This window comes from Nostoc sp. C057 (genome assembly GCF_013393925.1).
Taxonomy (GTDB): domain Bacteria; phylum Cyanobacteriota; class Cyanobacteriia; order Cyanobacteriales; family Nostocaceae; genus Nostoc; species Nostoc muscorum_A.
Genome location: NZ_CP040281.1, coordinates 1608189 through 1620452 on the forward strand (window position 1 = coordinate 1608189; position 12264 = coordinate 1620452).

Annotated in this window: 14 protein-coding genes; 5 read left to right on the forward strand and 9 right to left on the reverse strand. The window is 42.4% G+C overall.

The window, feature by feature from the left end:
* Positions 1-439 precede the first annotated feature (439 nt).
* The 8 genes from FD724_RS07285 to FD724_RS07320 all read right to left on the reverse strand — a co-directional run bounded on the left by FD724_RS07285 (position 440) and on the right by FD724_RS07320 (position 7505).
* Positions 440-3022, reverse strand: coding sequence for a hypothetical protein (locus FD724_RS07285; RefSeq protein WP_179072131.1), 2583 nt, complete (start codon positions 3020-3022; stop codon positions 440-442).
* Positions 3023-3277: 255 nt separating this feature from the next.
* On the reverse strand, positions 3278-5038 hold the full coding sequence (locus FD724_RS07290) for a DNA integrity scanning protein DisA nucleotide-binding domain protein (RefSeq protein ID WP_179072132.1): 1761 nt from the start codon (positions 5036-5038) through the stop codon (positions 3278-3280).
* Between the two features lie 179 nt (positions 5039-5217).
* Entirely contained in the window at positions 5218-5466 is a 249-nt protein-coding gene (locus tag FD724_RS07295; RefSeq protein WP_179072133.1) for a hypothetical protein, read from the reverse strand.
* Positions 5463-5795, reverse strand: a complete 333-nt coding sequence (locus FD724_RS07300) for a hypothetical protein (protein ID WP_179072134.1) — start codon at positions 5793-5795, stop codon at positions 5463-5465. The genes FD724_RS07295 and FD724_RS07300 overlap by 4 nt, the downstream gene beginning before the upstream one ends.
* Positions 5792-6127, reverse strand: a complete 336-nt coding sequence (locus tag FD724_RS07305) for a hypothetical protein (RefSeq protein ID WP_179072135.1) — start codon at positions 6125-6127, stop codon at positions 5792-5794. The genes FD724_RS07300 and FD724_RS07305 overlap by 4 nt, the downstream gene beginning before the upstream one ends.
* Positions 6124-6651 carry an HNH endonuclease gene (locus FD724_RS07310; protein ID WP_179072136.1) on the reverse strand — a complete coding sequence of 176 codons (528 nt, stop codon included), beginning with the start codon at positions 6649-6651 and terminating at the stop codon, positions 6124-6126. Before FD724_RS07310 ends, FD724_RS07305 begins: the two co-directional genes overlap by 4 nt.
* Positions 6652-6784: 133 nt before the next feature.
* The gene (locus FD724_RS07315; protein WP_179072137.1) at positions 6785-7012 is read right to left on the reverse strand and encodes a hypothetical protein; all 228 of its coding nucleotides are present in this window, start codon (positions 7010-7012) and stop codon (positions 6785-6787) included.
* 214 nt (positions 7013-7226) lie between these two features.
* The gene (locus tag FD724_RS07320; protein WP_179072138.1) at positions 7227-7505 is read right to left on the reverse strand and encodes a hypothetical protein; all 279 of its coding nucleotides are present in this window, start codon (positions 7503-7505) and stop codon (positions 7227-7229) included.
* 166 nt (positions 7506-7671) lie between these two features.
* Between FD724_RS07320 and FD724_RS07325 the strand changes: the two genes are divergently transcribed.
* Both FD724_RS07325 and FD724_RS07330 read left to right on the forward strand, forming a co-directional pair.
* Positions 7672-7959: a hypothetical protein gene (locus FD724_RS07325; protein WP_179072139.1), complete on the forward strand. Its 288-nt coding sequence runs from the start codon at positions 7672-7674 to the stop codon at positions 7957-7959.
* A gap of 34 nt (positions 7960-7993) precedes the next feature.
* Complete coding sequence (locus FD724_RS07330) at positions 7994-9691, forward strand: GIY-YIG nuclease family protein (RefSeq protein WP_179072140.1); 1698 nt, start codon at positions 7994-7996, stop codon at positions 9689-9691.
* A 12-nt stretch (positions 9692-9703) separates the two neighbouring features.
* Here the strand turns inward: FD724_RS07330 and FD724_RS07335 are convergent, their stop codons facing one another.
* Entirely contained in the window at positions 9704-10216 is a 513-nt protein-coding gene (locus FD724_RS07335; RefSeq protein WP_179072141.1) for a hypothetical protein, read from the reverse strand.
* A gap of 185 nt (positions 10217-10401) precedes the next feature.
* Here FD724_RS07335 and FD724_RS07340 point away from each other — a divergent pair, with 185 nt between their 5' ends.
* From FD724_RS07340 to FD724_RS07350, 3 genes are all read left to right on the forward strand, one after another.
* A complete protein-coding gene (locus FD724_RS07340) occupies positions 10402-11223 on the forward strand; it encodes a TIGR04255 family protein (RefSeq protein WP_256874479.1) in 822 nt (273 codons plus the stop codon).
* Positions 11224-11332: 109 nt separating this feature from the next.
* Positions 11333-11578, forward strand: a complete 246-nt coding sequence (locus tag FD724_RS40290) for a hypothetical protein (protein ID WP_218651507.1) — start codon at positions 11333-11335, stop codon at positions 11576-11578.
* A gap of 17 nt (positions 11579-11595) precedes the next feature.
* On the forward strand, positions 11596-12195 hold the full coding sequence (locus FD724_RS07350; RefSeq protein WP_179072143.1) for a hypothetical protein: 600 nt from the start codon (positions 11596-11598) through the stop codon (positions 12193-12195).
* The last annotated feature ends 69 nt before the right edge of the window (positions 12196-12264 follow it).

Here is a 12264-nt window from a genome sequence, read left to right on the forward strand (position 1 = left end):
ACCAGCTTTTAAAGTAGTGCATGACACTGACGACACTAGGCAGTAAAGATATGGGGCTTACTATACCCAAAAAACCCTTTAACCATATTAAAAATGCTAGGGACATAGGATCGTTAAGCCACAGCCCTACAATCACAACGGCATGAAGCCGAATTTTGTCCCTAGCATTAGATATATTATATCTATCTTGCCGTTATAAGCGCACTGCAATGTCACCATATTGCCGTTATAAGTCTATTACAGTGCCACTATCTTGCCGTTATAAGCGCACTGTGATGGCATCATAATCACGTTATAAGTCCACTGTAATGGCATCATAATGCCGTTATTGGTCTACTATAGTGGCGTATCCGCTTGCTTGTAACCCACCCACAATCCAAGTAATACAGGCGATACAGTCTTAAAGAGTGACTTTTTTAGCTTCGGTTCTGAAAAATTTTCACATTCCCGTCGCCATAACCTGCCCCCTTGAAAAATTATTTATGATCTTCGCTGCATCATCCACAGGGTTAGCTGTAGAAACGCTAAGAGAGCGCGGCGTGTTAGCCAATGTAATAATCGCACTGTTTAGAGCATCTAGTCTTTGCTCAATGCCTTGATTCGCCATTTTGAGCGCTTCCACAAACTGATTACCTCCAGATGTCTCACGCGGCTGAATAGTGGTTGAATTTACGGCAAGAGCGGTTTTATCAACTGGCGGCATATCAACCTTGCTGCTGGGCAATTGCGCCCCTGATGTTGGCAACTTCATTCCCTCCCGTTGTCGCTGATAAGCGTCAAACAAGTTTTCTCCCGGCTTGAGTTCCAGCTTGGGCATCTGGTTGATATCAATCCTTTGGGGAAGCGCAAATTGGGGGCTTGCAGATCCAGTTTTTGCCTCCGCTTCCGACAGGTTTATTGGCTTACCTGCTTGGGCGCTGGATTCTACTAAATTCAGTGAAGCTCCACGCCTACGTCGATCGCTAGCAGCTTGCAAGCTCGAAGTTTCCGCGCCCTGGACTGCATTTTGCTCAAGGATTGAATTAGCAGCAATCTCTGGCTGATCGTTGAGGTTAGCTTGGGCGCTGGCAATGCGCTCATTACTGAGTCCAATTTGTTTGTTGGTAATCTCCAGATTGGTCTTAGCCGTTTCAATGGCGATCGGGTCTTTTTTGACGATCGCAATTTTGAGCGCACCCTCAGCCTCATTTTTAGCTTTTTGGGCTGAAAGCTGTGCAGATTGAGCTTCGTAAAGAGCAATTTGAGCAGCGATTTTCTGGCGTTTGAGGTCGTTTTCTAGAGTTTTGCGCTGAAATTCTTGCTCCATTTCCAGCGCTTTCTGCTTCTTATCCTCAATCTCCTTCTCAATCTGCGCTTGTTTCTCTTTAATCCGCAACTCCAAATCCTCTGGAGTGTCGCCACTGCTGGCTTTGGTGACTGTGGCAGGCGTGACAGTTAAGCCGCCACGCATCTCAAAACCTAACTTTTCTAACTGAGCTTTAATAGCTGCCTTGACTTGAGGCTTAAGCTTAGGATCTTTGAGTTTTTCAACTAATCCCAAAGCATCATCGGCATCAGCTTTTTTGTTTTCCAGAGGTGCGATCGCAGCATCAGACAATGCTTTAGATAAATTACGGCGAGACTGTTCTAGCCTGTTGGTTCGTTCAAGACTCTGGTTATAAAGGTCAAGTTTTGATTTGGATTCATCAAGCTCGGAAGTCTGCTTTTTAAAGCGGTTCTCCTCAAGCGCCATAATGCGCTGAATGTTATGCTCTACAGTCTCGCGGTATTTCTCCTCAGCCGTAATTTTCTGGTCAACTACTGCCAAGTTAGCTTGTGCTAACTCTTGATTTAGAGCGTATTGCTCCAGCATGAACTCTCTTGCATCCTTGCTCCCTTCTTTATACAGCTGCTTATTCTGAGCAATGCGGACTTTAATCGACTTGACGCGATCAATTGCAGTAGTAGCATCAATCTTAGTTTGATCGAGTGCAAACTGGTCTTGAGCAAGTGGCGTTAAACCACTAGATAAAAGTTTTTCTTTTGCCGCACGAGTGCTGTCAACTTGTTTTGTAGCCGTCAGCGCCTCAGCTTTCTTGTTGAAAAATTCAATTTCCTTGAGCCGACGCGCTAACACTGCCGACTGCACAGCCAGCCTGTTTTCAGACTCTTGCTTTTCTAAATTGGTTTGCTCGGTGGTCAAATCCCGTTCACGCTTGGCGAATTCCTCAGCAGATATCGCGCCTTGATCGTAATAGGTGCGGAGCGATCGCAATTGCCCATCCAAGCTTTTCTGTTGACTTCGCGTACTAGCTAATTGAATCCTGGAAATTTTTTCATTAGCTACTTCTTCGACCAAATTCTTATCTTCAAGTGCTTTCTTGATGCCAGCAATATTCTGATTCTCGGCTTTGGTAGTAGCTGCACGAGAATTAGCCGCCGACTCATCGATGCTGTACAGGGAGTTATCTTGAGTCGTCTGCTTCACCTTCAATTGTGATTCACTCAGTCCCACCCGCGCTTCAGAGAGCTTGTTTTTCTGCTCCCGCGCAGATTTGAGCTTTTCTAATATCCCCTTGTCAGCTTCATGACTAGTGTTTTTTAATACATCGTCAATCTTAGCAACTGAGGCATCTGGGGAGACTCCCAGGCGTTGCAGTGTAGTCTGGAACCCACTGGCGTTAACTGTGGTATCAGTTGCCTGCACAGCTTTTTCTAGGTCTGACACATTAGTTTGATTCTTGTCCCGTTCGGCGACAGCACTTTGTAAGGCAGCGTTGCGGGTAGCCAGTTTGTTGGTGGAGAATCCTTTGAGTTGGGTGGAGGCGATCGCTTCTCGCTCTTTATTAAAGCGTAGTTCGCTCTTTTCTTGTCCCTCAGACAATATCAAATTCAATTGTGGAAATGCTTGCGTAAATACCGCCACTAAATACATTTTTAGTGATACTAGTATAGTTTGTGCCTCAGCCTTGAATTGTCCCAAGCGATCCATTGAGGCTTTTAGATTCTGAGTTAGTTTCAGCGCCGCCTTACTTATTCCCACGGCTGCTATCCCTGACTGAGGCTAGAATTGACTCAAATTGAGTCGATGAGTTTCAACACGCTTCATCAATAGTAAAATATGTTACTTAGGATCGTCAAGCTGTACTTTAAGGTTGGGAATATAAGGGATAAGAAAAGAAAAAACCACCCAACTGGGTGGTGTTTAGGTGAGTATGGGTAGACGGCAACGATGTTGAAATGGCAGAAGCGCCTGCTGTAGTTGATTCATTTCAGTTCGTAATTCATCAAACTTGGCTTACTCATCTAGAAAGTAACTTTCATTCATTTCTGGATTTGGACTAAAGTCGTAATAATCTATCGACATCCCCGTAGGATCTACGCGTTCTGCTGTTGCTTGAACTTCTCGCTTCAAGCTATTAATTGTGTTGCACGTCTCTGGTTGTAAATAGAACCGATGATCGGATAAAAAATCTATCACTTCGTTAAATTTTCTCTGAGCAAAATTTTTATCTTCTTTTAGCTTTCTTAATTGCTCTATTGCCTGTGTGATTGATGAACGTGGAATCTGAGGCATGAGATTGGGAACCAAATCAATCAAGCCATCCTCAGACACCACAATCGCTATGCAAGGGTACTTACTTGTTTCTACATACCTGATGGCAGAGTTATATCTTGCCCCCCTAGCAGGTGAACCCTTGTCAGAAGCCAACCCATCTAAAATTACACCAATTGCGTAGCATGTAGAACTTGGGTCAATAAGCACAGCTCCATCAATAGCTGTTATCTTTTTCATAAATTCAATTGGGATTTTTACAGATTCGATAACTGTAGCCTGATTTTTCAGACGGGTTGACTCTTCTTTAGCTCCAGAAGATACAACAACCATCGTGCCGTGCTTTTGCTTGGTTGCTTCTAAAACTAACTCCCACAATCTCGAAATTTCTTTAGGTGTAATTTCAGTAAAAATTCTTTTAATATCTGCTTCAAACTTCTGCTTATTAATTCCTGTTCTAAATAATTCTGGCTGACCATTACTTACCCGCATCATTACATGGTTAGCGTGTAGGAGTTCCCAGGTATACTGCTTAATAAAATTGATTGAGAATAAATCTTCTCCACGTTGTTCGTATAATCCTTTGATATTTCCTAGCCCAAAAATGTAATCAGAGTCACTAAGCAGACAAATTTCATCAGAAGACATTTCAAGCAGTTTTCTGACTGCGCGATAATCTTGAAGTTTAACTGGGGTCGAGAGAGCAAGAGTGGCTTCAATATTGGGATGCTCCCTTTTTGAAAGCAACATTCTTCCAATGCCTTCAGCGCCTTCATAGTTTAATGAAGAAATTGCATTGCAAGCCTCAAACAGCCCATACCAATTACCCAACTTACCACATCCAAAAAGAGGTGTGTACATCAAGTTTTTGCCTGCTGCACAGATGATTTCATCAGGGTCACGCTCAAAGATCCGCCTCAAACTAGAACCTGGATATGGTTTTCCTAAAGCTTTAGCACACTCCTGAAAATACACCTCAACAGTGGCATCTAGTAAAGAGGTATTGATAGTGAATATGTTAGATTTAGTTTTGGTGAGAGCATATTGAGCAAGATATATCTTACGATTGAACTGAAGAACAACAATGACCCAGTATTGCTCTACGAATACTGGGTAAGAGCAAAAAGAAATTATGTTGCGATATTCAGCTCCACCACTCACAATTTGATGTACCGCAGTTTTTAAAGCATTCAGCTTGAGATTTTGCTCATAATCCTTTTGAGCGTTCGGATCTCCATAAAGTACATCTCTTTCTAGATCGATTGCCTCGAAGTGTTGTGCCAGCTTTTTTACGTCTGCAAATTGCTTAGGCATATAACCACAGTTTTCAGGTTCCAAGCAAATGGGATGACAATCATCTCGTTTTTCATTCAAAACACCAACAAGAAACACATGAGGTTCAAGGTTACTGGCTAACTGTGAAAAAATATTTTTAGCTTCTCTTTGAGCAGACCTCTGAAAAGAATGCTGATAGCCCCACATGAAGAGTTCAATGGTTTCCATAACTTTCAGAGATTTATCCTGATTTTTGATGCACAATACAGCATACAAGTTTAGCTTACGGATCAACTATTGTAAGTACTGCGCCAAGGTATAGCGATCGCTGAAAACCGATGATTCCCCCAACAAAAAACCACTCGACGATTGTCGGGTGGTGATAATGGCTTTCTCGTTCAGTAGGGCTAGTTATTAAGCTCTCGGTTTTTGGAAAAACGGCTTAGTTCTATCGCCGCTTCTTCTAGGTGTTTAATTGCCGAGTCGGGAACTGTCTTCTGCTCCAAATTTTTAACTAGAGCGTCTAACAAATCTTCAACCGAAAAACCCTCGCTTGCTAGCAACTTGATGAAATCTCCCAAGAATAGGTTCAGCGCTTCTATCCTGGAATCCCGTAAAGCATTACGAATTGATTGCTGTTCAGAGTCATAAATCATGGTTGCTCTACCTGGTTTAGTTGTTGGGTAAGAGCCGCTATCTTGTTTTGATGAAACTCAATCTCAGCTTGGATTTTAGCAAGGAGTTCTTCTGGCGCTAGTGGCAAGATTTCACTTTGGGCAATAACGTAACCGCTATCAGAGCCTTTATCTTTTATGACAACGTAAGCCCAAGGCTCATTACCAAAGTCAAAAGCCATCCCACTGTTTTCTGGTAGGTGTCTTATGCCAATGATTTCACCCTGCTTCACTAGTTGCCCAAGATAGTATTTGGGCTGTGTCCATTCATCCGGTAGGCGGATTGATAAATTTTGTTTGTAGTTAATCATGATTGAAATGCCTCAGTCAGTTGTTCTGTAAGAGCGGTTATTCTACTAGAGTGAAAGTCAACAAGAGCTTGGATTTTGGTTTGTAGCTCTGAGCTTGTTAATGGCGTAATCTCAGATTCAAGGAAATACTTGATGTCCTCAGCGTCAGCTTGTTCGTCAGGAAGCACACAATAGCGCCAAGTCTGTTTGTATTGATAAGCGGGTTTACTGCCAGCGTGATAGTATGTACAGCCAACGATTAAGCCCTCTTTAACCCATTGCCCCAAACGATATTTCGGGGGTGTCCAATCGCTAGGTATGGAGATTGATAGTTGTTGAGGAGAAAGAGTCATGCAAGATCGCCCTCACTCGTATTAGTAGGAACTTGAGCTACTTGACTCAACTGCTCGTCAAGAACAACTAAATTTTTTTGGTGAATCTCAACAAGTGATTTTTCGTAGTTGATTTCGTTTTCCAACTTTTCTAATGATGGCAACTCAATCTCTGACTCTTTAAGCTGGTCGGTATCATATCCCTGGTCATCAAGCAGCACAGCGTAAATCCATCCTTTTCCCAAGTCGAAAGCCCTTCTTGTCCCTGGTGATTGGTATTCAATCCCAATAATTCGACCTTTTTTAACTAACTGCCCTAAATGGTATTTGGGCTGTGGCCAATGGCTTGGAAAGCGAATGCATGATTTTTCAGCAATGATTTGTGGTGTATCTTCTGGCATAGCGTCACCTCGTTTATTGTTGCAGCCGTAACAGGCTAGTCGCAGGTTTTTAATCTTGTTGCTTCCGCCTTTTGAGAGCGGAATATAGTGGTCAATGGTTACTGTTTCTGGCTTCAGGTTATGCCCACACCAAAAACACTTCATCCCGTACTTGGCTATCAAGTGTGGGCGTTTACGATCTTTTTGGTGGTGACTTAGGCGACTGTACCGACGTAGAGGCTTCCGTTTTGGGCAGAAGGACGGAAACAAGGTAGCCAAGATATTTGCGAAAAAGTTTTTAAGCCTCATGCTTTTTCCTGGCTGATAAAGTTGCTTTTACAAGGTCACAAACCGTATCCGCAGAGTAAGAATTTACCCAGGCATAATTAACCAAACCGTCTAGCACTTCATCAAACGTAAAGCCTTGTCCTTCAAGGAAAGCCATGATTTGCGCCAAGCTGTTGCACACAAAATCATGTCTTTGTTCTTTGAGTACGATTTCAAGCGAGCCTGAATCTTTGCTCATGCTTATCTCCTCCCCTCGCCCCGTTGACAGATGGTATTTTGGCGGCATTCGTCGTTGGTAGCTTGCGCTTTTGGAGCAAAATACAGCACGAGAAATAAGACAGCGATTAGCGCTGTTGAAAAACTTTTCAGGATCATAAATTTCTGTTTTTGAAGCGATTACAAAGTAAGAAAGAGCGCCAAAATAGACGCTCGTTGATGATGGGATTTATGCTTTATGCTGCAAGAATGGCAGCGATCGCTTGAGTGTCAGATGTCCAGCGATCGCGTACTGTCGTGTTGCACGGCTGCGATACCCACAAACCATCTAGAGCATGGTAAAAAGTGCCAAGTAGGTTAATGCCCTTTTCACCACCCCAAACTCGGTAAAGCTTGCCGAATACATCGTCTGTAGAATCAATTTCGTATTCAGATGCTTCGTCTGATTGCTCAATGAGGTGAAGATTTAGCTGGAATTGGGTGATCGCTTGAGTGTCTAGGGTCGCTTGTGCCATGATAATGATCTCCATGAATAACGTGGATAGAGAAGCGCTTCAGTTACCAGCCGTGGCGCTTTCTCTATACTCATTATTGCAATTTGACTTTCAACTGTCAACATATTGACTTTCGACTGTCAGCAATCCATAATTTCAATAGGTTGAATTCTTGGAGGACAATAAGTTGAATGTTTGGATACCGGAGTTGGAAAACGTGCGAGTTTACGTTGACATATCTCGCTATTGGCTCACAGATGAGGATGGAAAACCAAAGTCAGTTAATTCCGTTTATGAGGAGATCAAGGGATCGCCAGATGAAGTGGGGCGTAACACCCTGCGCCTTGCTTTGGATGGAAATTTAGATAGAGGCTATTTCTCTAATCTTGTAAAACTAGCAAGGCTTTGCTCTAAGTGGTCTGGCAAAAAAGTTGCTCTTAGCGATTTGCTCAAGATAGAGGAGCAAGATGATTGACCCTCGGATTGGTAAGCGATCGCAACACTAAGCCATGCCAAAGCGTAAAACCCAGGATGAATTCATCCAAGAAGCGCAAGCCAAGCACGATCACTTCTATGATTACAGCTTGGTAAATTATTTAGGTTCAAGCACCAAAGTTAAGGTTATTTGCTCACATCATGGGGAATTCAGCATCACTCCTAGCCATCATGTCAAGGGCATAGGTTGTCGTAAATGTTTTGATAAGCGCCAGACTAATAGCCAAGAAAGTATCATTGCCAGATTTCGGCAGGCTCATGGCGATCGCTATGGCTATGGCTTGGTTATCTATAAGCGAATAGATGTCAAAGTTGTAATCACTTGTGCTGTTCACGGTGACTTTGAGCAATCCCCAGTTGCTCACATAGCAGGCTCAGGCTGTGTTAAGTGTGCAATAACGAGAGGCACTTTAAAAGTAGAAAAGTTTATTGAAAAAGCCCTTGCCAAGCATGGCGATAAATACGATTACAGTCAGGCAAAGTACGTTAACACAGCGACTAAAGTTACTATCATTTGCCCAAATCACGGAAGTTTTGAACAAAACCCCAGCAATCATCTTAAAGGTCACAGATGCCCTGAATGCGCCAGGGAAAATACAACTCAATCTCAGTTTAGCTTTGAATACAAAGGCGTTCAGTACCGTAGTATTAAGCACGCTTGCCAGAAGCTAGGCAAGGATTACTGGACTGTACTCAAGCGTTTAGAGACTGGCTGGACTGCGGAGGAAGCGTTTGACGATGCATCACGCGATTATTTCCAACACCCTTTCAAAGTGAATGGCGTAACTTACAACGGGGCGGAAGACGCTGTTCGTCAATTAAATGCCCCTGTTAGCGGACACACGGTTAGAAGACGTTTAGCACAAGGCATGACACCAGAGGAAGCCTTGTTTACTCCTTCTAAGTTAAGTTACAGCAATGGCGTTATTTACCTAGTAACCAATCTTGTAGATGGCAAGCAATATGTAGGGTTGACGACAACATCTTTAGATGAGCGGTGGGGGAGGCATTTAGAGCAAGTTCTCAGGAAAGATGCTTCTCTTGTGCATAAAGCGATCGCCTCATTTGGCAAAGAAAATTTTACGATTCAAGCTATTGATTCTGCCTCTAGCCCCAAAGAACTTAGAACCAAAGAACGCGAATGGATTAAGAAGTTAAATACTTTAGCTCCCAATGGCTACAACGTTACCATTGGTGGAGAAATTGGCGGATCTCCAGGAAAGCCTACAAGACTGCCTGGAGATCCGGTTCTTTATCCATCTGTTAAAGCAGCAGCAGAGGCATTGGTAGAGCGAGAGGGGATTAATTTAGAGGCTGCTGAACGGCGGATTTATGTAGGTCGATTTGATATCAAAAAGCCACACAATTTATCAAAAACACGAATTTATAGATGTTGGGACTACCTCGTTCATGGGGCGACTAATTCAAAATCCAGAGATTACACTGGTTCTACTATTTGTGAGCGGTGGAAAGATTTCAGAAATTTCTATAAAGACATGGGGGCAACGTATCAGGATGGTTTACGCCTCAAGTTAATCGATCCAAGTTCTCCTTATTGCCTTGAAAACTGTGTGTGGGTAAACCCCGAAAATAAGCACAGCAGGGTTTTGCCCAATGTTTCCTCTAAGCTTGGAGAAGTTGGAGAAGGTAATGGCAATTTTCAACAGCTTACACTTTGGGATTGGGCGGATGAAATAGAATCTCCTGGATAGAGGCGATCGCAATTAATGAGTTTTGCTTGCTCCCTTGTCCAAGTCAGCTAATCGCTTTTTGCATTCAGCGCTTAGTTCTTCCTTATCATTGGGGCTAAAGTCAGCTAATGCTTGCTTGGATCTGCACAATTTATTTTCTCGACGCTCTTGGTCTAGCTTTTCTTGATCTTCCTTAAACTTAAGCTCCATTTGATCGAGCCTCTTTACTATTTCACGCGCTTTTTGCCTTTCAATATCTATCGATGAAGCAGGAGAGGGTATAGGTGCTGGAGTTGAGGAAACGAGGGGATTTGAGGTGATTGAGGGAGCTTGCGATGCCTGCGGTGGGCTTTGCCTACGCACTCCCTTTGAAGAACAGCCGCTCAAGATACAAACTGCAATTGCAGCGCTTAAAAATGTCAGTTTCATTGGATATAGGAATTTTGGCTCTCTATTTATAGCTCCCAGGAGCAGCACCAAAATCACCATACCTGAAAAATTTTTCATGAGCCTGAACAGAGCGATCGCAAGTTTCGTCTGCTGCATTGGATACTTAAGTGTCCAAGCTCATTGGTATGCTCTTGAAGCGATCACTTTCGCTAGCTGAAAAATTTTTCATAACCGAGGGCGATCGCAAGAAGATAGCAGTGTGGACTCCTGTAGCTGTTACGGGCGAAAATTTGTGCCATTGTGGTTTACTGCTTTTTAATCTAAGCTAAAACTACAGTAGTATGCTTTGTGGAAAAACGGCTTTGTTGCACTTACCTGAGTCTGAGCGTGTAATCTATGAGCGCAATCCCCTTATTCAGGTTGCGTGTCAATTGCGGTTTCCACCCATACTTAAGATTTCTCGTCAGGAACCAGTTGAGTTTCAAGATGAGATAAGGTTTCAATACCCGCTTTTCGAGAGTATGCAGCCGCAAGTTCCATCTGAAATCTCCCAAGCAATTCAGCAATTGGGTATACCTGTGTTAAGCGATTTATCCTACAGTTTCAAATCTGAAGACCAGAGATGGCAGTTATCTATTACTAAGGATTTTATTACTATAAGCACATCCGCATACGAGAAGTACGAACTGTTTCAAAAACGCTTTAGAGAAGCTGTTGAGGTTTTCGAAAGAATATATAAACCATCTTTTTATACAAGGGCGGGACTTCAATATCAAGACTTGATTATTCGCTCAAAGCTAGGACTTGAGGATAAAGATTGGTCAGACTTGATTGGAAAAAATATTGCTTCTGAATTATACAATTCAGAGCTTGCACCCTCAATTGAGTCAATGATTAAGAACCTAATATTGAAGACTGAACACGGTCAAGTCAGTTTCAAGCACGGACTCGTTTCTGTGAAAGAAGCAGAAAAAAATAAGGACGAAATTGCTTATTTACTAGATGCTGATTTTTATATAGAAAAAAAAATAGATAGAGGCGAAAATGTCTGGAACATACTTAATCAATTCAACCAATCAGCTAGAAAGCTTTTTAGATGGAGTATCACAGATACCCTCCATAACGCTATGCGACCCCAGGCAGTTAAAACTACAGAAATATAGCGAGACTTCAACAGGAATTTCCGCAAAAAACTTTGTCCTTGATAGAGAAAGTGGGAAAACGCTTGTAATACAGTATCCATCGTTTGATTTAATGATGTCGGGTTCTTCTGTGTCTGTCAGAACTGACTGGAATCGTCTTCCTCGCCCCACATTAAGCGCACTACTAAAATGCTTGTTTATTCTCCAATCTCTGCCGGAATCTGCCTTGGAAGAAGCTGCTGACGAACTTAAAGGAATTTCTGATTTTTATTCCGATCGCTTTCCCCCAGCTAATCTACCTACTATTCCAGCTAGTAGTATCAAGGGTAAATTGAAATCTGCAAAAGTCAGACCGCCTATTGTTTTAGAATCATAGCTTGTTAAATTTAGTGCATGAGAAAACAAGCTATCTACCAACCGTCAACTAAATATGGCTCTATAAGGCAAGGAGAGATACTGACAAACGTGGTGCAGTATAACCCTGTTGCTAATGAACTATCACTAGAGGCACAAGAATTATCCTTTGAGCCAGTTGTTCATCCTTACGCAATTATTGTTACACAAGATTGTGATTTGGATTGGGATTATAGAGCTAGACAAAGTAGTAATATTCAATCGTCAAAACTGCTAAATTCTGTGATTTTATGTGAGATTGCAACAGCGCGAGAAGTTAGAGACATAGCAGATAAAAATACTATGAATAGTGGAGAGTGGAAACTTGTTCAATCTCACCGTCATGAAAGATTTTATTTCTTTGAAACAATTCCTGTTGAATGTGAGTTAGAACAAGTAGGTTTACCTGAGCTAACGGCTGATTTTAAGAAGGTTTTTGGAATTGATGCAGCAACCTTATACCGTCAAATTAGCTTAAAAATAACAAAGCGGCGGGCAGTTTTATCTAATCCCTACTTAGAACATTTTTCTAGGCGATATCATAGTTTTCATGGCAGAGTCGGATTGCCTTCCCAATACGAAAGCGAACGGGGAAGTTAAAGTTTTATCTTTAAGGGCGGGAAGTTGATTGAGTGGAGTAGACAAATCTGAAAAATTATTTAAATCAAC

Bases quoted from the DNA above. Each gene is read 5' to 3' on its own strand.
- FD724_RS07305 (WP_179072135.1), bottom strand. From the start codon at position 6,127: ATGACTCTTTCTCCTCAACAACTATCAATCTCCATACCTAGCGATTGG.
- FD724_RS07350 (WP_179072143.1), top strand. From the start codon at position 11,596: ATGAGAAAACAAGCTATCTACCAACCGTCAACTAAATATGGCTCTATA.
- FD724_RS07320 (WP_179072138.1), bottom strand. From the start codon at position 7,505: ATGGCACAAGCGACCCTAGACACTCAAGCGATCACCCAATTCCAGCTA.
- FD724_RS07330 (WP_179072140.1), top strand. From the start codon at position 7,994: ATGCCAAAGCGTAAAACCCAGGATGAATTCATCCAAGAAGCGCAAGCC.
- FD724_RS07340 (WP_256874479.1), top strand. From the start codon at position 10,402: ATGCTTTGTGGAAAAACGGCTTTGTTGCACTTACCTGAGTCTGAGCGT.
- FD724_RS07315 (WP_179072137.1), bottom strand. From the start codon at position 7,012: ATGAGCAAAGATTCAGGCTCGCTTGAAATCGTACTCAAAGAACAAAGA.
- FD724_RS07335 (WP_179072141.1), bottom strand. From the start codon at position 10,216: ATGCAGCAGACGAAACTTGCGATCGCTCTGTTCAGGCTCATGAAAAAT.
- FD724_RS07290 (WP_179072132.1), bottom strand. From the start codon at position 5,038: ATGGAAACCATTGAACTCTTCATGTGGGGCTATCAGCATTCTTTTCAG.
- FD724_RS07310 (WP_179072136.1), bottom strand. From the start codon at position 6,651: ATGAAGTGTTTTTGGTGTGGGCATAACCTGAAGCCAGAAACAGTAACC.
- FD724_RS07295 (WP_179072133.1), bottom strand. From the start codon at position 5,466: ATGATTTATGACTCTGAACAGCAATCAATTCGTAATGCTTTACGGGAT.
- FD724_RS07300 (WP_179072134.1), bottom strand. From the start codon at position 5,795: ATGATTAACTACAAACAAAATTTATCAATCCGCCTACCGGATGAATGG.